This window comes from Nocardioides lacusdianchii (assembly GCF_020102855.1).
GTDB classification, from domain to species: domain Bacteria; phylum Actinomycetota; class Actinomycetes; order Propionibacteriales; family Nocardioidaceae; genus Nocardioides; species Nocardioides lacusdianchii.
Window position 1 is genome coordinate 1 of sequence record NZ_JADHZD010000015.1, and the last position, 17,200, is coordinate 17,200.

Consider the following 17,200-nt stretch of genomic DNA (forward strand, 5'->3'; position numbering starts at 1 on the left):
TGAACCAACCCAACCAAAGGCCAGGCCAGCCACAATCAATAAGAGCCACATCCCCTGACTGAACAAAACTGACATCTGTCAGAATCATTGTCAAAGAAACCGCGACCCAACCACCCCAACCCCAAAAGGCCGAAGAAGAAGAGCCAACGGGGCATAACAAACTAATTCGTCGACTAATCAAACACACTGTTGAGTTCTCAAGAATCAGACGCATCCACATCGCGATCCAGTGAGGATCTCGGTTGCGCGGAGCAACTGGTGAAACTTAGCGAGCGACTTTCTGTCGTGGCAAATCCTCGACTGTTTCGCTCTGACCCGGTGGTGTCACCGTGACCGATGACCGCTTCGGGTTGTCCTGCCCGGGGCCGGGAGCCCGGCCTGACCGGCCTTGCTCCCCGCCGCTCCCTGGCGACAAAGAGAACATTAATCCTGACCGGCAGAACGCGCAAATCGAAGCGGTGTGACCGCGAGCACATCAGCGTTTCCGCAGGTCAGAGGCCTGTTGAGACGCGTGGGACGACTCGGGCGGCGTGGCGGAGGGCGTACGAGCCCCCCACCACGCCGCCCGGGAGGAGCCGCGCAACAGCTGTTCAGACCACTTCGACGCCGGCGAACTTCTTCTTGCCACGGCGCAGCACCAGCCACGAGCCACCGACCAGGTCGGTGGCCGTGGGCTGGAGCTCGGGGTCCTCGACCCGCACGTTGTTCAGGTAGGCGCCGCCCTCGGACACCGTCCGCCGCGCCTCGCCCTTGCTCTTGGCCAGTCCGCTGGCGACGAGGAGGTCGAGGATCCCGGGCAGCTCGGCGGCCGGGACCGTCGTACCTCCGGCCTCGCGCAGCGCCGAGGCGAGCGTGGCCGCCTGGATCGACGCAAGGTCTCCCCCGCCGAAGAGCGCGGCGGCCGCCGCCTTGGCGTGCTCCACCTCGTCGGCACCGTGCACCAGCGCGGTGACCTCGTCGGCCAGTCGCTTCTGCCCGGCACGCAGGAAGGGCTTCTCCTCCGTCTGCTGCTCGAGGTCCTCGATCTCCTCGCGCGTCAGGAAGGTGAAGATGCGCAGCAGCTCACCCACCTTCTCGTCCTCGACGTTGAGCCAGAACTGGTGGAAGGCGTACGGGGAGAGCATCTCCGCGTCGAGCCAGAGGGCACCGCCCTCGGTCTTGCCGTACTTGGTGCCGTCGGTCTTGGTGATGAGCGGCGTCGCGAAGCCGTGGGCGCTGCCACCGGTGACGCGGCGTACGAGCTCGGCGCCCCCGGTGATGTTGCCCCACTGGTCGGAGCCGCCGAACTGGAGTGCGACGCCGTGCTCACGGTGCAGGTTGAGGTAGTCCATCGACTGGAGCAGGACGTAGGAGAACTCGGTGTAGCTGATGCCCGACTCCAGGCGCCGCTTGACCGTGTCGCGGGCCAGCATCCGGTTGACCGGGAAGTGCTTGCCGATGTCGCGCAGGAAGTCGATGGTGGACAGCGAGGCCGTCCAGTCGTAGTTGTTGACCGTCCTGGCCGCGTTCTCCCCCTCGAAGGAGACGAAGCGGGAGACCTGCTGGCGCACCCGCTCGGTCCACTCCTTGACGGTGTCGAGCGAGTTGAGCACGCGCTCGCCGGAGTCACGTGGATCGCCGATCATCCCGGTGGCCCCGCCGACCAGGATGAACGGCGTGTGGCCGGCCATCTGGAGGCGTCGCGCAGTGACCAGCTGGACGAGGTTTCCCATGTGGAGGCTCGGCGCGGTGGGGTCGAAGCCCACGTAGAACCTGACGCTCCCCTCGGCCAGCGCTGCGCGCAGCGCATCGCGGTCGGTGGAGTGCGCGATGAGGCCGCGCCACTCCAGCTCGTCGAGGACGTTGGAGCTCGTCACGTCAGTTCCTTCGGGTGGGGTCGGGTTGGTGGTCGGGCACTAGCCTAGGGCGAGCGCGGAGAGGGGACGGCACGTGATCGCAGGCAGGTACAGGCTCGAGCGACAGATCGGTCGAGGCGGCTCCGGGACGGTGCACCTGGCCCTCGACGAGGTGCTGGGCCGCCAGGTCGCGATCAAGCGGATCGGGCTCGTGCCGGGCTCCGGGGACGCCGAGCTCGAGCGGGCCGAGCGTGAGGCACGCCTGGCTGCCGCGCTCAACCACCCCCACGTGGTGTCGGTCTTCGACCTGGTCAACGAGGACGACGTCCGTTGGCTCGTCATGGAGTACGTCGACGGGGTGACGCTCAGCGAGCGCGTGCAGGCGTCCGGTCCCCTCGACGCGACGGACGCCGCCACGCTCCTGGCGCAGGTCGCGGACGCCCTCGTCGAGGCGCACAGCCACGGGATCGTGCACCGCGACGTCAAGCCCAGCAACATCATGATCGCCGGCGGCGCGGCCAAGCTGAACGACTTCGGGATCGCGCGCTCCGACGACGACGCCTCGCTCACCCAGACCGGCCTGGTGACCGGTTCCCCCGCCTACCTCGCGCCCGAGGTCGCCTCAGGCTCGTCCGCGACGGCAGCCAGCGACGTGTGGTCGCTCGGAGCCACGGCCTACCACGCCGTCACGGGGCGCCCGCCGTACGACGTCGGCGACAACCTCATCGGCGCGCTGTACAAGATCGTCCACGAGGACCCGCCGCGCCTGCCCCAGGACCACGCGCTCGCGGGCCTGCTGTCGGTGATGATGCACCGCGACCCCGAGCAGCGCTGGCCGATGCAGCGCGTGCGCGACGAGCTCCTGCGCGTGTCACGGGGCCAGCGCTCCACCGTCGCGGTGGCGCCGGTCTCCCCCGCTCCCCCGGAGCAGACCGGCGTCCTGCCGTTGGCGCCCACCCCCACCGCTGCGAAGCCGACGCGTGACCGGATCCGGTGGGCCTGGCTGGCGGGTGCGGCCGCGCTCGCGCTCGCCGCGGTCGTCACGGCGTACGTCCTCGCCGGTCGCGACACCCCCCAGGCCGCGCCCGACGACGGCGCGGGCGCACCTCCCGAGTCGTCACAGACGAGCGAGCCGCAACCGAGCGCCAGCCCGGCGTCGGCGGAGGACACCAAGGAGCAGATGGATGCCTTCATCGCCTCCTACCTCGCGACCGTCACCACCGACCCGCGCGCGGCCTTCGAGCAGCTGACCCCCGGTTTCCAGGAGGCCAGTGACGGGTACGAGGGCTACATCGGCTTCTGGAGCACGGTGCGCTCGGCGGAGCTGCTCGAGGTCGCGAGCAACCCGAGCGACATGACGGTGGCCTACACGGTCAGGTACGTCATGCAGGACGGCCGGGAGAACACCGATCAGATCCGGTTGCAGCTGCAGAAGCAGGGCGAAGGCTTCCTGATCGCGAACGAGGGCTGAGCCTGCGTCTCCGCCACTGGTCCCCACGGGTGTGCGGCGATGCCCGGGCACGTGTCTAGCCTGAGGCGGAGCCACGAAAGGGGCATCCACGGTGATTGCAGGCAGGTACACCCTCGTCCGCGAGATCGGTCGCGGCGGCGCCGGTGTCGTCCACCTCGGGCACGACGAGGTGCTGGACAGGCACGTCGCCATCAAGCGGATGGGGCTGCTCCCCGGCACCACGGAGGACGACGTCGCCCGCGCCGAGCGCGAGGCCCGTCTGGCCGCGGGGATCAGCCATCCGCACGTCGTGTCGATCCTGGACCTCGTCAAGGACGAGGACTGCTACTGGCTCGTCATGGAGCACGTCGAGGGACGCACGCTCACGGAGGTCGTGGTGGCCGAGGGGGCGCTGGAGCCCGCCCGGGCCGCCGGGATCCTCGCCCAGGCCGCCGACGGACTCGTCGAGGCCACCCGCGCCGGGATCGTGCACCGCGACGTCAAGCCCAGCAACATCATGGTCGACGACCAGGACCACGCGAAGCTCGGTGACTTCGGCATCGCGCGGTCGGCGGACGACGCGGCCCTCACCCGCACCGGCCTCGTGACCGGGTCCCCCGCCTACCTCGCCCCGGAGGTCGCGTCCGGATCGGTCGCGACCACGGCGAGCGACGTGTGGTCGCTCGGAGCGACCCTGTTCCACGCGGTCGTCGGCCGGGCGCCGTACGACATGGGCCAGAACGTGCTCGGGGGCCTCTACCGGATCGTCCACGCCGACCCGCCTCGCCTGCCGGACGACCACCCGCTGGCGGCGGTGCTGGCCGGGATGATGCAGAAGGACCCCGACGAGCGCTGGTCGGTCGAGCGGGTGCGCGACGAGCTGCGGCGCGTCGCGAGCGGCACAGCGGCCGCCGCGGCCGCAGGCCCTCGTCCCGACAGCGAGGCGACCCTCACCCTGGGCGCGGTGCCCGGCGCGGCCCCATCGGCTACCACGCCCGAGCCGCCGCGCACGCCGGTCGCCGCCGCGCCGGCCTCGGGCGCTCCCCGACGTGACGGGCTCCCGCTCGCGAGGATCGTGACCGTCGCGGCGCTCGTGCTGCTGATCGGGCTCGGCGCCTGGTTCCTCTGGCCCGACAACGACGGCAGCGACAACACCGCTGAGGCACCCGCGGGGCAGAGCCAAGAGCCGGAGCCGTCCGACACCCCGTCGAGCGACGCGCCCACCGACGAACCCACGGCGGAGCCGACGACCGAGCCCACCACCGACGACCCCACCCCCGAGGAGCCGACGCCGGCGGACGACGCCTCGGCCATGCAGGCCTTCGTCGACGACTACTTCTCGCGCGTCACCTCCGACCCGGAGTCGACCTTCCAGCTCCTGACGCCTGAGTTCCAGGCGGAGAGCGGAGGCTTCGACGACTACTCCGGCTTCTGGAGCACGATCGAGTCCGCATCTGCGTCCGACATCCGTGCCGACGTCGACGGCATGGCGGTCAGCTACACGGTCACCTACGTCACCACGTCGGGCCGGACCACCACCCAGCCGGGACGGTTGCTGCTCCAGGAGAGCGGCGACGGCTACCTGATCGCCGACGAGGGCTGACCGATCGCACACGCGTCGTAGGGCGGGTGGGGCTCGAACCCACGACCCAAGGATTATGAGTCCTCTGCTCTGACCGACTGAGCTACCGCCCCTCACGCTCAGGAACCCGAGTCGACCACCGCTGCGTGGGGCAAACGTGGGGCACTGATCGCGGCCAAGACCACCGCGGACGGCTTCTTGGCGAGATGAGCATAGATCTGCGTGGTCTGCGGCGAGACATGCCCCAGCAGCTGCCCCACCTCGGCCAACGACACCCCGGCCTGCAGGAGCCGCGACGCGTAGGTGTGCCGCAGGTCGTAGACCCGCGCGTGCCCCACGCCCGCGGCCACGAGCGCCGGCTTGAAGACCCGCGTGTCCCAGTTCCCCACCCGCAGCGGCGTCCCCGACGGCGACGTCAGCACCAGCGACGACCGACAGACCCCGGCGGAGTGCTTGAGCCCGCAGCCGCCCTCGAGGTCCTCCCCCGCCGCCTCGCGCAGCGCCTTCCACGCACGCAGCGCGTCGACCAGGTCCGGCGGGAGCGGCAGGTCCCTGATCCTTCGGCCCTTCGGGTAGGCCTTGATCGTGCCGTCCTCCTGGTCGTACGTCTCGACCACCCGCACGGTGGCGCGGTCCAGGTCGAACCGGTTCCAGTGGAACCCCGCCCCCTCGCCCGGGCGTACGCCGGTGCCGAGGTAGGTGTCGAGGATCAGCCGGTCGAGCTGGGTGGGCATCTGCTGCCACAGCGCCGCGGACTCGTCGTCCTCGAGGTAGCGCTCCATCGCCTTGGCGCTGCCGGCGAGCTTCAGCCGCGCGGCCGGGTTCGAGTCGATGATCTCGGCGTCCATCGCGGCCGACAGCGACGCCGACAGCAGGTGCGCACACCGTTGCACTGTCGTCGGCCCGGCGCCGGCGGCGCGGAGGTCAGCGATCCAGGCCTTCACCCGCTGCCGGGTGATCGCGCCGATCGGGACGTCGGCCCAGTGCGGGTCGAGGTGGAGCTCGCGGCGGCGTAGGTCGACGCGCCGTGTGGACGCCTCGATGTCGCGGGTCGGCCACCACTCCTCGACCCAGTCGCCCCATGTTCGCTTCCGCGCGTCCGGGTCGCCGTGCATCCGGCGCCTGGCCTTCTCCTCCGCGGCCGCGGCCGCGCGCACCGCCTTCGGCTTGTGGGTGTGCGTGCCGGGCACTCGCTGCCGGCCTCCCTGGGCGTCACGGTAGACCCCGCGCCACCGCCCGGACGGCAGCCGCTCAGCCCACGCCACGGCTACCCACGGTTGCCGAGCACCGCGATCACGCCCACGACGCAGATCAGGATCAGGACCACCAGGGCCGCGCGCTCCCACACGGGCCGCTCCATCCAGCCGGTGAAGGACTTCTTCTCGTTCATGCTGACTCCTGTTCGTCGGTCTCCCCCTGCCGCCGTACCCGATGCAAGGCGCGCAGCTGGTTCTTCTCGGCCGGATGAGCGGCGTGCAGCCGGAACTGCACCCACTCCTCCGGCAGCTTGAGCAAGCTGGCGACCAGGTGCCGCTGCCACTCAAGCTGGAACGCCCAGAGCAGGGACGACATCGGCATCGCCCGCCGCGCGGCTTCCCGCTCGACGCTGACCTCTGCGGCGATCGACCCATGGCAGGCCCGGTCGTTCCTGTCTGCGTGGACAAGCTCGTGCCACAAGTAGCGCCGCTCGTCCTCGAGCAGCATCCCGCTCCGCAACACGATCGCCCGCCGGCCGTGGTAGTAGCGACCAGGCTCGGCGATCGGGAGCCGAATCATGCTCAGGTCCGGACGGGCCGCGAGCGCGACCCACGGATCAGGGAGCCTGGCGCCGGCCTTCCACCCGTCGGCGCAGCTGGTCGATCTGCTGCTGCATCGTGTCGAGCACCTGCAGGACCTCGTCGTCACTGATTCCCCCTGACTGGCGCGGCCCGGGTGCCGCAACGAAGTCGTCATCCTGCGCGGGGGCACCGACAGCGGGTCCGTCGAAGAGGCTCTCAGGGATCTCTCCGCCGAGACCGATCTGGCGGATGGTGCCGGATGGCCAGCCAAGCGCGGACTCGATCCGCCCCTGGGTGCCGAGCTTCGGCCAGCGCTGCCCGTTGAGGAAGTCGCCGATCGTTCCCGCGTCGGCTTCGGCGGCCTCGGCGAGCCACCCGTTGTTCTTGTAGTTCTTCGCCAGCCACTTCGCCACGGCGTCTGACGCTCGGCGCTGGTTGGGGTTCTGCGGCATCGAGGCCTCGTCTCTGGATCACGAGCCGGAGTGTTTCCGGAAAAGTCAGGGAACATCAACGGGGTGCATCTCGTACAACCGGGAACACCGACGGGAATACCGAGGCGTAACTACCGAGATGTGACACGGGCTGAACTGCGAGGATGGGTTCTTCCGAACGATCTGCCCTGTTCCCCTTGACTTGTTCCCTGATGTTCCTTACGGTCTTCCCATGACTCCGAAGACCACTTCCCAGCGGGAGCAGGAGGAGCGCCAGCGAGTCGGCGCCACTCTCCGCACGATCCGCCAGACACGGGGCTGGGACCTGGGAGCCCTGGCCACGCAGGTGGACATCTCCTACTCCTACCTCTCCAACATCGAGGCCGGCCGCAAGCCCCTCACCGACATCCTCCTCGCCCGCCTCGCCACGGCCCTCGACGTCGAGCAGATCGCGATCAAGGTCCCCACCGGCAAGACCGCCAAGACCACCGAATCCGCGGACGCGGTCGCCTGATGGAAGGCGAGCGGATCTGGTTCAACACCAGCCAGGCAGGCGACCACGCCGGACGGCACCCCGTCACCGTGCGCCGCGCCCTCGAGGCCGGCGAGCTCCACGGCGGGCAGCCGAAGACGGGCGGCCGTTGGCGGATCCACCGCGACTGCCTCGACGCCTGGGTGCTCGGCACCTCGTGCCCGCACGCAGCGCTCAAGTCGGCCTGACGGCCGTCCCTGCACGACCCCGAAATAGCCGGCGCCCCGGCCAGAGCTTGGCAGCAGACCAGGGCGCACGAACTGGAAGGAAGCATCCCATGACCGGGATCACCAGCACCAACACCATCCCGCGCAAGCGGGTCCCCGAGATGGGCCTCCTTGGCAAGAAGGCCGTCATCGACCATGCGATCGAGCACGGCCTTTCAGACCCCGAGGAGATCGGTCACGGCGACCGCTGTGTCCGTGTCTGGCTCACCGGGACCGTCGAGGAGTCCGACGCCTGGGTCGACACGATCCACGTCGACGACACCGTCGTCGAGCCCCTGCGCAGGGGCCGCGAGCGGGTCCGTGTCACCGGCCGGCTCCCGCTGCTCGGCATCCGCGTCGAGATCCGCTTCTCCCGCCCCGCCGCCACCACGCGGATCCAGGGCCTGCCCCGCAAGGGTGACCGGGCCCGCATCCTCCGCGGCGCCCACGACGGCCGCGAGGGTGTCGTGCAGTCGGTGTTCCGCGGCATGGCCGGTGGGCACGTCACCGAGGTCCTCCTCGAGGTGCCCCGGTTCATCGGCGAGCCGGACGGCCCGACCTACGAGGTCGTCCTGCCGTTCGCTCGCGACGAGATCGAGGTCGTCTCGTGATCGAGCTGCTGCAGGCCATGGGCCTCGACGACATCTCCGCCGCCCTCTGGGGCTTCCTGGCAGGCGCGACCATGTCGGCCCTGTGGGTGTCCGCCTGGTTCGTCGGCGAGTCGGTCGTCAACTGGCTCCTCGAGCCCGGGTTCACCGCCCACACCGACGACGCCCTCGAGCTCACCCGCGAGCAGGAGGTGGCGTCGTGATCACCGCAGGCGACTACCGCACCTCGCGTCTCGACGACGCGATCGACCGTGGCTTCGACCCCCACCCCGACGACATGCTGCCCCCGCCGGCGCACCTGCGCTCCCCCGCCGGGGTCGACGTGCTCGCCGCGTTCGCCGCCGACGTCGAAGCGGCCCGCGCGCAGAGCGGCGGTGCGGCATGACGGTCACCATCGCGCCCGCCGTGCGCTCCTACCCCGACGACGACCAGGTCGAGGTGCTGCCCTGCACCGAGTGCCTCGACCTCCTCGAGGCCGACGAGCTCCGCGACTGCGGCACCCACCGGCTCTGCCCGGACTGCCTCGCGTCGTCGACGTGCTCGGGGTGCACCGAGATCCGTCACGAGATCGCCGCCGACCTCGCCGAGCAGTCGGCGTACGACCGGTGGCGCGACATGCAGGAGGACCACCGATGACCGCCCCGCTCCACGCCCGCGACATCCGCGGCAAGGGCCGCTACTACGGCTCCTGCGGCCGCGACGGCTGCCCCCTCGAGCGCGCAGAGGGCGACGGCCTCATGTCCGTCACCAACGCCCAGTCCGTGATCGCCAAGCCCGCGCTCGTCCCCGCTGCCGCCAAGGCCACCGCGGCCGCCGCGTGGGACTACCTGCCGCTCATGGTCGCGACGTCGCGGCAGTCCCCCGAGGGGCCGTGCGCCCGCAAGCGTGTCGCCGAGCGGTGCGGCAACTGCCGGTTCTGCGTGACCGCGCAGATCAAGGCCGAGCACAAGAACGAGTGGGAGAAGGCCTCCGACCTCGGCACCCGGGTCCACGCCCACGCTCACGGGCACGTGCTGCAGCAGCCGCTGCCCTACGACCCCGAGGTCGAGCCGTTCGTGCACCAGCACCTGCTGTTCCTGGACCGCTGGCGCATCGACCTCGACCGGCACGTCGAGGCCGCCGAGACGACCGTGGTGTCGTGGAAGCACGAGTACGCCGGGACCGGCGACCTGTGGCTCCATCTGCCCCTGGCGTACGACGAGGCCACTGGCCGCACGACGTTCACGTCCTGGTCGCGGCGCAAGCTGTGGCTGATCGACGGGAAGTCGAGCGCGAAGAAGCCCGCCGACGTCGTCTACGCCGACCAGCCGCTGCAGCTGTCGGGCCTCCGGTACGCCGACGAGGCTGTGCTGCCCGACGAGACCGTGGTGAAGGTCCCGAAGTTCGAGGGCGCCGCGATCCTCAACTGGCGCACCACGGCACACGCGCTGATCCCGCAGCCGTCTGGCCGTGAGGTCCACAAGGCGTTCCTCGGTGCGGTCGCGCTGCAGCGGCTCTTCCACTCGCAGGACGTGAAGGCGTGGGAACAGGTCGACGCCCCGGTCGTGGCCGAGCCGAAGGGCGAGGTGGCGTGATGGGGACCTTCCACGTGACCACCGACCGGCCCAAGGTCCCTGCCGCGTCGTTCGTCGCCGAGGACCTCGTCGACCTCGGCGCGCAGGTCGCCAGCCACCTCGCCCGGCACCGTGTGCTCTCGCGCGCCGTGCCCTACGACGCGCAGGTCGGCGACGACTGCGGCGCCATCCACCAGTCCGGCCTCCCGCGGCCGGTCACCTTCGTCATCCGCAAGGAGTCCTGACATGCCCATCATCACCACCCAGCGCCGCATGGCCGAGCAGGGCCGAATCCGCCTCGGCCACAAGATCACCGGCACCAGCAAGCAGGGCCGCGAGTACACCCGCCCCGCCAAGCTCGAGCGGTTCCGCTTCACCAGCCCCTCCGAGCGCCTCATCACCGAGATCGCCAACACCTACGGCGGCGACGCCCGCCCCTGGGACAACGACGGCAAGTCCGAGTTCGAGGTCCTCTCCGAGGCCACCGCGATCCCCGTCATCGTCGTCAAGGGCGGCTTCTCCCAGTGGCACGAGTACTGGACCAAGGGCGGCTGCCAGCACCGCTGCGACGGCGAGAAGGACGTCGCCGGCAACTTCTGCGACCCGGGCGACCCCAACCACATCGCCGCGATCGAGAAGCCCACCACCCGCCTGTCGGTGATGCTGTCGGAGATCGAGTCCCTCGGCGTGTGGCGGATGGAATCGAAGGGCTGGAACGCCGCCGCCGAGCTGCCGTCCATGGCTGAGCTCGCGATGCACGTCGGCGACCTGGTGCCGGCCACCCTCGGCCTGGCCGAGCGGTCGTCGATCGTCCAGACGGACAAGGGCCCGCAGACGTCGCGGTACGTCGTGCCGTTCCTCGACCTGCACGTCACGAAGCAGCGGCTCGTCGAGATCGTCGGCGGCGTCGGCGGAACGCCCGCGCTCGAGGGTGCGGGCTCTGGCCCGGCGGCGCTCGAGGCGCCCAAGAGCGACCCGTACGCCGAGTGGCTGCCGCAGGTCGACGCCGCTGAGGACATCGACTCGCTGACGGTCATCTGGAACGAGATGCGCGACGGCCACGAGCTCGTCGGGCAGGACTCCACCCCCTCGGCGCAGCGCGAGGCGTTCGTGGAGTACTTCCGCCGCCGCGCCGCGGCGGTCAAGGCTGCCTCATCCCCCGAGGCAGGATCTGGGGAGGCGGCGACCTCGACCCCCGCCGCCTCCCCGCCCCGTGCAGCTGAGGAGCCGCAGCCCGACGCTGACGGCGCCTACCCGGCCGAGACTGTCGGCCCGGATGCCGACCAGGTGTGGGCCGACATCGTGAAGGCCGGTGGCGAGCGCGGCATGACGTTGCCGGACATCGAGCAGGACGTCGCGGGGTTCCTGAACGGCGGTGACGTCGACGGCCCGAGCAAGGTCAGCGAGGCGTCCGGCGAGGAGCTGCAGGCGTACCTCAACATCCTCGTGGAGCGTGCCGCATGAGCAACGGCAGCGACTGGGGCGCGACCAACTCCAACTGGCGCGGAGGCAAGACCAGCCACCCGCTCTACGACATCTACAACGACATGGTCGGCCGCTGCACCCGGGCGACCCACCTCCGATACGCCAGCTACGGCGGACGCGGCATCACCGTCTGCGACCGCTGGACTGGCCGCCAGGGCTTCTGGAACTTCGTCGCCGACATGGGGCCGCGCCCCGAGGGTCGGACCGCAGCCGGGCGTCCTCTCTACTCGCTCGACCGCGTCGACAACGACCGCGGATACGAGCCCGGCAACTGTCGTTGGGCGACCCAGTCGCAGCAGTCGCGCAACCGCCGCCGGCACGGCTACGAGACCCGCGGCCGTTCGGCCACGGGCACCTTCCTCCCGAAGGAGGCCTCCTGATGGCCAGCAGCAAGTGGGACGGGTTCGACTGTCTCGGATTTGACCTAGAAACTTCGGGGGTCGACGTGTGGGGCGACCGCATCGTCACGGCCGCTCTGGTCGCGATCTGGGACGACGGTCGGAAGCGTCACCTCACCTCCTACGTCGTCGACCCCGGCATCGACATCCCCGAGGGCGCCGCCGCGATCCACGGCTACACGCGCGACCGCGCCATCCGCGAGGCCACCCACGCCGACCCCTCCCAGGCGCTGTTCGAGATCTCCGGACGCCTCGCCACCGCCATGGGCCGCGGCATCCCCATTGTCGGCGCCAACCTGTCCTACGACCTGACCCTCCTCGAGACCGAGAACCGTCGCCTCGAGGTCCCCACCCTGGTCGACCGCATGGGCGGCCACACGAAGATCCAGCCCGTCGTCGACGTGATGGTCCTCGACAAGCACGTCGACCCGTACCGCAAGGGCGGCCGGAAGCTCGAGCAGCTGTGCACCACCTATGGCGTGAAGCTCGATGACGCTCACAACGCCGGCGCCGACGCCCTCGCGGCGTGCCTGCTGTGGCCGGCGATCATGCGCAAGCACGCCAGCAAGTTCCCGGGCATGACGCTGCCCGCGCTCCACCAGTCGCAGGTGGGGTGGAAGCGGAAGCAGATGGACGGGCTGCGGGAGTACTTCGACAAGAAGGGCACCGAGCACGACGGGTGCTGCGGGGAATGGCCGCTGCACCGTGCGTGCGCACCGGCGCTGGTCGGGGGTGCCCGATGAGCACGGACAACGTCGTACGCCCGACCGTGTGGCAGGAGAACGCCGACCTCGCCGCATTACGTGACCGGGTGCAGCAGGCGGACCTGGTCCTCGACGTAGCGGCGAAGGCTGCGGTCGCGTCCATCCGTGCCGGCCGCTCGGGCTACGCGCACTTCCAGCTCGCCCGGGCGCAGGAGCGTGCGAGCCGGATCCTCGGCCCGACCGACTGGACGACGCTCGCCGGAGGTGCCCGATGACCGCCCAGCACCCCGCCGCACCCGAGACCGAGACCGACGCGAACGGGCTGACCGAGGCCGAACGGGAGATCATCGCGCCGTGGTTCGTGGGCGACCTCGACACGGGCTGGCCGGGCGACGACTCGGGACTCATTGCGGCCGTCGAGCGCATCGTGGCCGAGCGTGTGCGGGTCGTCGAGGGCGAGCGGGATGCGGTGGTCGAGGTTGGTGCCTACGCGCAACAGAAGGAAGCCACGGCCCGAGCGGTGAACGACGCCGCACGCATGGCCCAGGTTGCCGCTCGACGCACGCGGGAACTGGCAGCGATGACCGCCCGTGCTGAGTCCGCCGAGGCTGCACACGAGGCCGAGAAGGCAGCCCACGAGCGGCTGAGGGCGGGAGTGGAGGCGCTGGCGGACGAGTGGGCGGAGGACTACCCCGGCCCCAATGCGGCGTGCAACCGGACCCCCGACGAGTGGGCGACCGACCTCCGCGCCCTTCTCGCTGGCGGTGGGGCGCGATGAGCGGGGAGAGGTGGGTCTGCTCGTTCGCGCACCCACTAAGCCCCACGTGGTCGACGGACCTGCACCACTGCCCGATCTGCGGCCGCAAGCGGACCCCAACCCCCGTGCCGTCCGAGGTGGCTGAGACCACGGCAGGCGAGCGGGAGGTCGAGGCGCATCTTTGCAGCCCGAACCGGTGCTGCAATGAGTGTGGCCGCCACCTGACCCCGCACGTCATGGCCTTTCGCGATGACATGAGCCCGATCCTCTGTGCCGCCGAGCCGGACGCCGGGGAGGTCGAGGTGTGGGTCGACAGTCTGCGTTCGGCCTACTCGCAGGGGCCCGGCTGCTACTTGCCCGAGGGGTGGCACGCCGCTGTGGGTCGACTGCTGGCCGCGATAGACGAGAGCGCACTCACCCCCGCCCTGCTCGACCGGGTGCGGCGGGAGGAGGGGGAGCGGATCGCGCAGGCCATCGAGGCGCGCTCGCTACCGACTCCCGAGCGCGGCACTCCGGGCCCCGTAGAGCGCGCCGTCTACGCCGACGCCGCCTGGATCGCCCGCGCTGCCTCCGTTGGCCGAGGGGAGGGGCTGTGAGCCGCGTCCTCCTCATCGCCATCCTCGTCGCCGCGTGCGTCGGCATCACCTACCTCGCCCTCGCCCGCGGTGACGGGAGCAGCCGACCATGACCAACCTCGTGATCGTCGTCCACGGCACTCCCATCACCCAGGGGTCCAAGACCCGCAACCGCTACGGCATGCACGACGACAACTCCAAGGTCCTCAAGCCCTGGCGCAAGAAGGTCAAGGACCACGCCGTCGACGCCAGCCGCTACCACGACCGCTTCACCGGACCCGTCCGCGTCACCATCCGCTTCTCCTTCGACAGGCCCAAGAGCCACTACCGGACCGGCCGCAACGCCCACCTCATCAAGGACAGCGCGCCGCTCTACCCGACCCACAAGAACGACCTCGACAAGCTGCAGCGCGCCTGCTTCGACGCGCTCACCGACGCCGAAGTGTGGGCCGACGACGGCCAGATCGTCGACGTCCGCGCCCGCAAGTTCTACGCCGGGGAGAGCGAGTACGCCCTCGACCGTCCCGGCGTCCTGATCCTCATCGAGCCCCTCGACCCCTCTCCGGCCTGCGCCTCCTCCCCCGTGCGCGCGGCCGGAGAGGCCACCACCTCCCCGGCCGTGGTCTCCCCCACCACGGCCGGGGAGGCCCCCCAGCACAAGGAGGTGCTGTTCCCGTGACCACCAGCGAGCAGCAGGACATCCGCTACTGGCTCACCCCCGCCGGCTGCACCGCCACCGGCGGCCACCGCCCCGACCTCGACCAGCGCCACTGCCGCGTCTGCGGCGCTGTCCTCCAGGTGGCGTCATGACCACGAGCGCCAAGACCTTCACCCGCTGGTGCCGCACCTGCGGGTGGAAGGGCACCTACGACACCGCCGGCCGCGCCGACTACGCCAAGCGCAAGCACTCCTGCGAGAAGCACCTCCGCAAGAACGCCTCCCGCGAACGCGCCGCCGCCCGTGAGGCCACCGTCGACCGGACCCCGAAGCCGTGCCTCCACAAGATCGCCGACCACCACCACGGCACGCGCGCCGCCTACGTCCTCGACCGCTGCCGCTGCCTGCCCTGCGCCAAGGCCAACGCCCAAGCCGAGACCGACCGCGAGCGACAGAAGGCCTACGGCCGCTACGACAAGTTCGTCGACGCCAACCCGGTCCGCGCCCACATCATCGCCCTCGGCGAGCAGGGCATGGGCCTCAAGCGCGTCGCCCGCGCCGCCGGCGTGTCCAACGGCTCCCTCTCGAAGCTCATGTGGGGCGTCTACGCACCACGCACCGGCCCGTCACGCGGGTGTGCCGGCGCCGGCGACCTGGTCCGCGGCCCCTCGAAGCGGGTCCTGCGCACCACCGCCGAGAAGGTCCTCGCCGTCCAGCTCGAGCTCGCCGACGGCGCCAAGGTCGACGCCACCGGCACCACCCGCCGGATCCGGGCACTCGTCGCGCTCGGCTGGTCGCAGAGCAAGCTCGCCGCCCGACTCGGCATCCAGCGCAGCAACTTCCACCTCGGCAGCGGCACCCGCCCGCAGGTCCGCACCATCACCGCCAAGGCCGTCGCTGCGCTGTACGACGAGCTGTCGATGACCATCCCGCCGGCCGAGACCCACCGCGACAAGATCTCAGTCTCCCGCGCACGCCGCTACGCCAAGGACCGCGGATGGCTGCCGCCGCTCGCGCTCGACGACGAGCTGCTCGACGACCCGACCTACAAGCCCGGGTCGCTGCTGCCTGACGTCGACGACACGGGACTCGACGAGGCCGCGATCTACCGGCGTACGCACGGCGACCGCAGCGTCCGCCTCACGAAGGACGAGAAGGCCGAGCTGGTGCGCCGCTGGACCGAGGCGGGCCGCTCGCTCGCCGAGCTCGAGCGCGTGACCGGGCTCAACAGTCACCGCTACCAGCAGGAGGCGTCATGAGCGGCGTACGGCAGGGCAGTCACCTCGAGCACCTCCTCGAGCTGCGCGACCGCGTCGACGAGGAGATCGCCAAGGAGCGCGTCCGCGCGGCGGCCGCCGACGCCCGGCGCGCCGAGCTCGACGCATCCCGGCGCGAGAGCGAGGAGGCCGCGCTGCGGGATGCCCAGCGCGCCCGCCGCGCCGCCGAGAAGGAAGCCGAGCGCGAGGAGCGCCGCGAGGCAGCACGCGCCGCACGGGAGCAGGCCGCGCTCGAGCGGATTGCCGAGGTCGAGCGCATCGAAGCCGCGGCCCCGACCGACCTTGTCCGCGCCTGGGCGCGCGAGACCGGCATCCCCGTCGGCGACCGCGGCCGCATCCCCCTCGACCTCCGCAAGCAGTACCTCACCGCCACCGGAGCCGCCTCGTGAGCCGCTTCCGCGCCATCTGGCCCATCACCAACGAGCGGCTCCCCTTCACCGCCCTCTGCGCCCAGGCCACCCACGACATCCCCTTCCTCGCCGCCCAGGCCCACGCCCGGCTCACCGGCCCTGGCCGCTGGTCAGCCGCCCTGTCCGCCGAGGTCCCCGGATCCGGCCGCATCACCAAGTGGGTCCTCCTCTACGAAGCCCCCGCCGTCCAGGCACCCCGACGCACCAACCCCACCCAGGCAACACCCATCCAGCAGGAAGAGACAGCCGCATGACCGACCCAGCCGACTACACCGCCAAGATCCGCGCCAAGGGCCTCGACGCCACCGGCGTCACCGAACAGCTCGCCGGCGAGATGTTCCGCAACAAGGGCCGCCACTACATGGCCATCGTCGAGGTCAAGGTCGACGAGACCCACGAGAAGGCCGACGGCGCCCGCAAGGTCGACCTCGTCCTCACCCTCGTCGAACCCGCCACCGACTCCGCCCTCGAGGAACACCTCCGCGAGCTCACCCGCGTCGGCTACCTCAACCGCCAGCAGTCCGACGGCCAACTCGCGATCGACACCTCCCTCGGCACCGAACGCACCGTCGCCGACGTCCTCGCCTCCGGCCAGCGCTACCGACCGCACCCGTTCCTCCCCGACGACGCCGCGAAGGACACCCCCATCTGCGACCTCTGCGGCAGCATCGAGGCCTCCGCCGTCCACTCCACCCAGGACGTCCTCGACGAGCCCGAGGGTGACGACGGCAGCGACCCGACGCACGACGAGGTCGACTCCGAGGGCAACCCCGTCGATCCCGAGGACGAGGACGTCGACCGGGCCAAGGACCCCGAGGGCTGGGAGGAAGACCCCGACCTCGTCGACGCCCGCAACCGCCACCTCTCCACCGTCCCCGACCCCTTCACCACACCCGCCTGAGACCTGGCCGCGGGGGTCAACGCCACCCGACGTCGCGCCGCCTGCACGCGACCAACGGACC

27 protein-coding genes and 1 tRNA gene are annotated in these 17,200 nt (G+C 70.8%); 22 read left to right on the plus strand and 6 right to left on the minus strand.

The genetic code is table 11. The features are described 5' to 3' along the window. Nucleotides 1–590: 590 nt before the first annotated feature. Entirely contained in the window at nucleotides 591–1,856 is a 1,266-nt protein-coding gene (gene tyrS, locus IRX98_RS17810; RefSeq protein ID WP_224279053.1) for a tyrosine--tRNA ligase, read from the minus strand. A 73-nt stretch (nucleotides 1,857–1,929) separates the two neighbouring features. On the opposite strand from tyrS, the gene IRX98_RS17815 reads away from it, so the two are divergent. Both IRX98_RS17815 and IRX98_RS17820 read left to right on the plus strand, forming a co-directional pair. After that, the gene (locus IRX98_RS17815) at nucleotides 1,930–3,306 is read left to right on the plus strand and encodes a serine/threonine-protein kinase (RefSeq protein WP_224279055.1); all 1,377 of its coding nucleotides are present in this window, start codon (nucleotides 1,930–1,932) and stop codon (nucleotides 3,304–3,306) included. A 91-nt stretch (nucleotides 3,307–3,397) separates the two neighbouring features. Next, nucleotides 3,398–4,888, plus strand: coding sequence for a serine/threonine-protein kinase (locus tag IRX98_RS17820; RefSeq protein ID WP_224279057.1), 1,491 nt, complete (start codon nucleotides 3,398–3,400; stop codon nucleotides 4,886–4,888). An 18-nt stretch (nucleotides 4,889–4,906) separates the two neighbouring features. On the opposite strand, the gene IRX98_RS17825 is transcribed toward IRX98_RS17820, so the two are convergent. From IRX98_RS17825 to IRX98_RS17840, 5 genes are all read right to left on the minus strand, one after another. Then, nucleotides 4,907–4,980: transfer RNA gene (locus IRX98_RS17825), tRNA-Ile, on the minus strand. Between the two features lie 6 nt (nucleotides 4,981–4,986). Beyond that, nucleotides 4,987–6,132, minus strand: coding sequence for a tyrosine-type recombinase/integrase (locus tag IRX98_RS23615; RefSeq protein ID WP_224279059.1), 1,146 nt, complete (start codon nucleotides 6,130–6,132; stop codon nucleotides 4,987–4,989). Nucleotides 6,133–6,134: 2 nt separating this feature from the next. Beyond that, a complete protein-coding gene (locus tag IRX98_RS23185; protein ID WP_268929034.1) occupies nucleotides 6,135–6,257 on the minus strand; it encodes a hypothetical protein in 123 nt (40 codons plus the stop codon). Then, nucleotides 6,254–6,643 (minus strand): hypothetical protein, encoded by a 390-nt coding sequence (locus IRX98_RS17835; RefSeq protein ID WP_224279061.1) that lies wholly within the window; start codon nucleotides 6,641–6,643, stop codon nucleotides 6,254–6,256. The genes IRX98_RS23185 and IRX98_RS17835 overlap by 4 nt, the downstream gene beginning before the upstream one ends. 37 nt (nucleotides 6,644–6,680) lie before the next feature. Continuing rightward, the gene (locus tag IRX98_RS17840) at nucleotides 6,681–7,097 is read right to left on the minus strand and encodes a hypothetical protein (RefSeq protein ID WP_224279063.1); all 417 of its coding nucleotides are present in this window, start codon (nucleotides 7,095–7,097) and stop codon (nucleotides 6,681–6,683) included. Between the two features lie 211 nt (nucleotides 7,098–7,308). On the opposite strand from IRX98_RS17840, the gene IRX98_RS17845 reads away from it, so the two are divergent. From IRX98_RS17845 to IRX98_RS17935, 20 genes are all read left to right on the plus strand, one after another. Continuing rightward, nucleotides 7,309–7,590 carry a helix-turn-helix domain-containing protein gene (locus IRX98_RS17845; protein WP_224279065.1) on the plus strand — a complete coding sequence of 94 codons (282 nt, stop codon included), beginning with the start codon at nucleotides 7,309–7,311 and terminating at the stop codon, nucleotides 7,588–7,590. After that, entirely contained in the window at nucleotides 7,590–7,796 is a 207-nt protein-coding gene (locus tag IRX98_RS17850; protein ID WP_224279067.1) for a helix-turn-helix domain-containing protein, read from the plus strand. The genes IRX98_RS17845 and IRX98_RS17850 overlap by 1 nt, the downstream gene beginning before the upstream one ends. A gap of 89 nt (nucleotides 7,797–7,885) precedes the next feature. Beyond that, a complete protein-coding gene (locus IRX98_RS17855; RefSeq protein ID WP_224279068.1) occupies nucleotides 7,886–8,425 on the plus strand; it encodes a KOW domain-containing RNA-binding protein in 540 nt (179 codons plus the stop codon). Next, on the plus strand, nucleotides 8,422–8,625 hold the full coding sequence (locus IRX98_RS17860; RefSeq protein WP_224279070.1) for a hypothetical protein: 204 nt from the start codon (nucleotides 8,422–8,424) through the stop codon (nucleotides 8,623–8,625). Before IRX98_RS17855 ends, IRX98_RS17860 begins: the two co-directional genes overlap by 4 nt. After that, complete coding sequence (locus IRX98_RS17865) at nucleotides 8,622–8,807, plus strand: hypothetical protein (protein ID WP_224279072.1); 186 nt, start codon at nucleotides 8,622–8,624, stop codon at nucleotides 8,805–8,807. Before IRX98_RS17860 ends, IRX98_RS17865 begins: the two co-directional genes overlap by 4 nt. Then, complete coding sequence (locus IRX98_RS17870) at nucleotides 8,804–9,058, plus strand: hypothetical protein (protein ID WP_224279074.1); 255 nt, start codon at nucleotides 8,804–8,806, stop codon at nucleotides 9,056–9,058. Before IRX98_RS17865 ends, IRX98_RS17870 begins: the two co-directional genes overlap by 4 nt. Then, on the plus strand, nucleotides 9,055–9,996 hold the full coding sequence (locus IRX98_RS17875) for a hypothetical protein (RefSeq protein WP_224279076.1): 942 nt from the start codon (nucleotides 9,055–9,057) through the stop codon (nucleotides 9,994–9,996). Before IRX98_RS17870 ends, IRX98_RS17875 begins: the two co-directional genes overlap by 4 nt. Beyond that, complete coding sequence (locus tag IRX98_RS17880; protein WP_224279078.1) at nucleotides 9,996–10,220, plus strand: hypothetical protein; 225 nt, start codon at nucleotides 9,996–9,998, stop codon at nucleotides 10,218–10,220. Before IRX98_RS17875 ends, IRX98_RS17880 begins: the two co-directional genes overlap by 1 nt. 1 nt (nucleotide 10,221) lies before the next feature. Further along, nucleotides 10,222–11,439 carry a recombination directionality factor gene (locus IRX98_RS17885; protein ID WP_224279080.1) on the plus strand — a complete coding sequence of 406 codons (1,218 nt, stop codon included), beginning with the start codon at nucleotides 10,222–10,224 and terminating at the stop codon, nucleotides 11,437–11,439. After that, on the plus strand, nucleotides 11,436–11,840 hold the full coding sequence (locus tag IRX98_RS17890) for a hypothetical protein (protein ID WP_224279082.1): 405 nt from the start codon (nucleotides 11,436–11,438) through the stop codon (nucleotides 11,838–11,840). Before IRX98_RS17885 ends, IRX98_RS17890 begins: the two co-directional genes overlap by 4 nt. Beyond that, nucleotides 11,840–12,601: an exonuclease domain-containing protein gene (locus tag IRX98_RS17895; RefSeq protein ID WP_224279084.1), complete on the plus strand. Its 762-nt coding sequence runs from the start codon at nucleotides 11,840–11,842 to the stop codon at nucleotides 12,599–12,601. Before IRX98_RS17890 ends, IRX98_RS17895 begins: the two co-directional genes overlap by 1 nt. Then, on the plus strand, nucleotides 12,598–12,837 hold the full coding sequence (locus tag IRX98_RS17900; RefSeq protein ID WP_224279086.1) for a hypothetical protein: 240 nt from the start codon (nucleotides 12,598–12,600) through the stop codon (nucleotides 12,835–12,837). The genes IRX98_RS17895 and IRX98_RS17900 overlap by 4 nt, the downstream gene beginning before the upstream one ends. Further along, entirely contained in the window at nucleotides 12,834–13,340 is a 507-nt protein-coding gene (locus IRX98_RS17905; RefSeq protein WP_224279087.1) for a hypothetical protein, read from the plus strand. Before IRX98_RS17900 ends, IRX98_RS17905 begins: the two co-directional genes overlap by 4 nt. A gap of 215 nt (nucleotides 13,341–13,555) precedes the next feature. Continuing rightward, complete coding sequence (locus IRX98_RS17910) at nucleotides 13,556–13,915, plus strand: hypothetical protein (protein WP_224279088.1); 360 nt, start codon at nucleotides 13,556–13,558, stop codon at nucleotides 13,913–13,915. 88 nt (nucleotides 13,916–14,003) lie between these two features. Continuing rightward, nucleotides 14,004–14,573: a RusA family crossover junction endodeoxyribonuclease gene (locus tag IRX98_RS17915; RefSeq protein ID WP_224279089.1), complete on the plus strand. Its 570-nt coding sequence runs from the start codon at nucleotides 14,004–14,006 to the stop codon at nucleotides 14,571–14,573. Next, nucleotides 14,570–14,704 carry a hypothetical protein gene (locus IRX98_RS23190; protein ID WP_268929035.1) on the plus strand — a complete coding sequence of 45 codons (135 nt, stop codon included), beginning with the start codon at nucleotides 14,570–14,572 and terminating at the stop codon, nucleotides 14,702–14,704. Before IRX98_RS17915 ends, IRX98_RS23190 begins: the two co-directional genes overlap by 4 nt. Then, nucleotides 14,701–15,810: a hypothetical protein gene (locus tag IRX98_RS17920; protein ID WP_224279090.1), complete on the plus strand. Its 1,110-nt coding sequence runs from the start codon at nucleotides 14,701–14,703 to the stop codon at nucleotides 15,808–15,810. Before IRX98_RS23190 ends, IRX98_RS17920 begins: the two co-directional genes overlap by 4 nt. Continuing rightward, nucleotides 15,807–16,217 (plus strand): Lsr2 family DNA-binding protein, encoded by a 411-nt coding sequence (locus IRX98_RS17925; protein ID WP_224279091.1) that lies wholly within the window; start codon nucleotides 15,807–15,809, stop codon nucleotides 16,215–16,217. Before IRX98_RS17920 ends, IRX98_RS17925 begins: the two co-directional genes overlap by 4 nt. Further along, nucleotides 16,214–16,492 carry a hypothetical protein gene (locus IRX98_RS17930; protein WP_224279092.1) on the plus strand — a complete coding sequence of 93 codons (279 nt, stop codon included), beginning with the start codon at nucleotides 16,214–16,216 and terminating at the stop codon, nucleotides 16,490–16,492. The genes IRX98_RS17925 and IRX98_RS17930 overlap by 4 nt, the downstream gene beginning before the upstream one ends. Further along, complete coding sequence (locus IRX98_RS17935) at nucleotides 16,489–17,139, plus strand: hypothetical protein (RefSeq protein WP_224279093.1); 651 nt, start codon at nucleotides 16,489–16,491, stop codon at nucleotides 17,137–17,139. The genes IRX98_RS17930 and IRX98_RS17935 overlap by 4 nt, the downstream gene beginning before the upstream one ends. Nucleotides 17,140–17,200 lie beyond the last annotated feature (61 nt).

What these genes read in the sequence shown, in the direction of transcription:
- IRX98_RS17890 (WP_224279082.1), top strand. Translation starts at nt 11,436, where the DNA reads ATGAGCAACGGCAGCGACTGGGGCGCGACCAACTCCAACTGGCGCGGA.
- IRX98_RS17920 (WP_224279090.1), top strand. Translation starts at nt 14,701, where the DNA reads ATGACCACGAGCGCCAAGACCTTCACCCGCTGGTGCCGCACCTGCGGG.
- IRX98_RS17900 (WP_224279086.1), top strand. Translation starts at nt 12,598, where the DNA reads ATGAGCACGGACAACGTCGTACGCCCGACCGTGTGGCAGGAGAACGCC.
- IRX98_RS17875 (WP_224279076.1), top strand. Translation starts at nt 9,055, where the DNA reads ATGACCGCCCCGCTCCACGCCCGCGACATCCGCGGCAAGGGCCGCTAC.
- IRX98_RS17845 (WP_224279065.1), top strand. Translation starts at nt 7,309, where the DNA reads ATGACTCCGAAGACCACTTCCCAGCGGGAGCAGGAGGAGCGCCAGCGA.
- IRX98_RS23185 (WP_268929034.1), bottom strand. Translation starts at nt 6,257, where the DNA reads ATGAACGAGAAGAAGTCCTTCACCGGCTGGATGGAGCGGCCCGTGTGG.
- IRX98_RS17840 (WP_224279063.1), bottom strand. Translation starts at nt 7,097, where the DNA reads ATGCCGCAGAACCCCAACCAGCGCCGAGCGTCAGACGCCGTGGCGAAG.
- IRX98_RS17870 (WP_224279074.1), top strand. Translation starts at nt 8,804, where the DNA reads ATGACGGTCACCATCGCGCCCGCCGTGCGCTCCTACCCCGACGACGAC.
- IRX98_RS17895 (WP_224279084.1), top strand. Translation starts at nt 11,840, where the DNA reads ATGGCCAGCAGCAAGTGGGACGGGTTCGACTGTCTCGGATTTGACCTA.
- IRX98_RS17835 (WP_224279061.1), bottom strand. Translation starts at nt 6,643, where the DNA reads ATGATTCGGCTCCCGATCGCCGAGCCTGGTCGCTACTACCACGGCCGG.
- IRX98_RS17915 (WP_224279089.1), top strand. Translation starts at nt 14,004, where the DNA reads ATGACCAACCTCGTGATCGTCGTCCACGGCACTCCCATCACCCAGGGG.
- IRX98_RS17855 (WP_224279068.1), top strand. Translation starts at nt 7,886, where the DNA reads ATGACCGGGATCACCAGCACCAACACCATCCCGCGCAAGCGGGTCCCC.
- IRX98_RS17925 (WP_224279091.1), top strand. Translation starts at nt 15,807, where the DNA reads ATGAGCGGCGTACGGCAGGGCAGTCACCTCGAGCACCTCCTCGAGCTG.
- IRX98_RS17905 (WP_224279087.1), top strand. Translation starts at nt 12,834, where the DNA reads ATGACCGCCCAGCACCCCGCCGCACCCGAGACCGAGACCGACGCGAAC.
- IRX98_RS17885 (WP_224279080.1), top strand. Translation starts at nt 10,222, where the DNA reads ATGCCCATCATCACCACCCAGCGCCGCATGGCCGAGCAGGGCCGAATC.
- IRX98_RS17880 (WP_224279078.1), top strand. Translation starts at nt 9,996, where the DNA reads ATGGGGACCTTCCACGTGACCACCGACCGGCCCAAGGTCCCTGCCGCG.
- IRX98_RS17910 (WP_224279088.1), top strand. Translation starts at nt 13,556, where the DNA reads ATGGCCTTTCGCGATGACATGAGCCCGATCCTCTGTGCCGCCGAGCCG.
- IRX98_RS17850 (WP_224279067.1), top strand. Translation starts at nt 7,590, where the DNA reads ATGGAAGGCGAGCGGATCTGGTTCAACACCAGCCAGGCAGGCGACCAC.
- IRX98_RS17935 (WP_224279093.1), top strand. Translation starts at nt 16,489, where the DNA reads ATGACCGACCCAGCCGACTACACCGCCAAGATCCGCGCCAAGGGCCTC.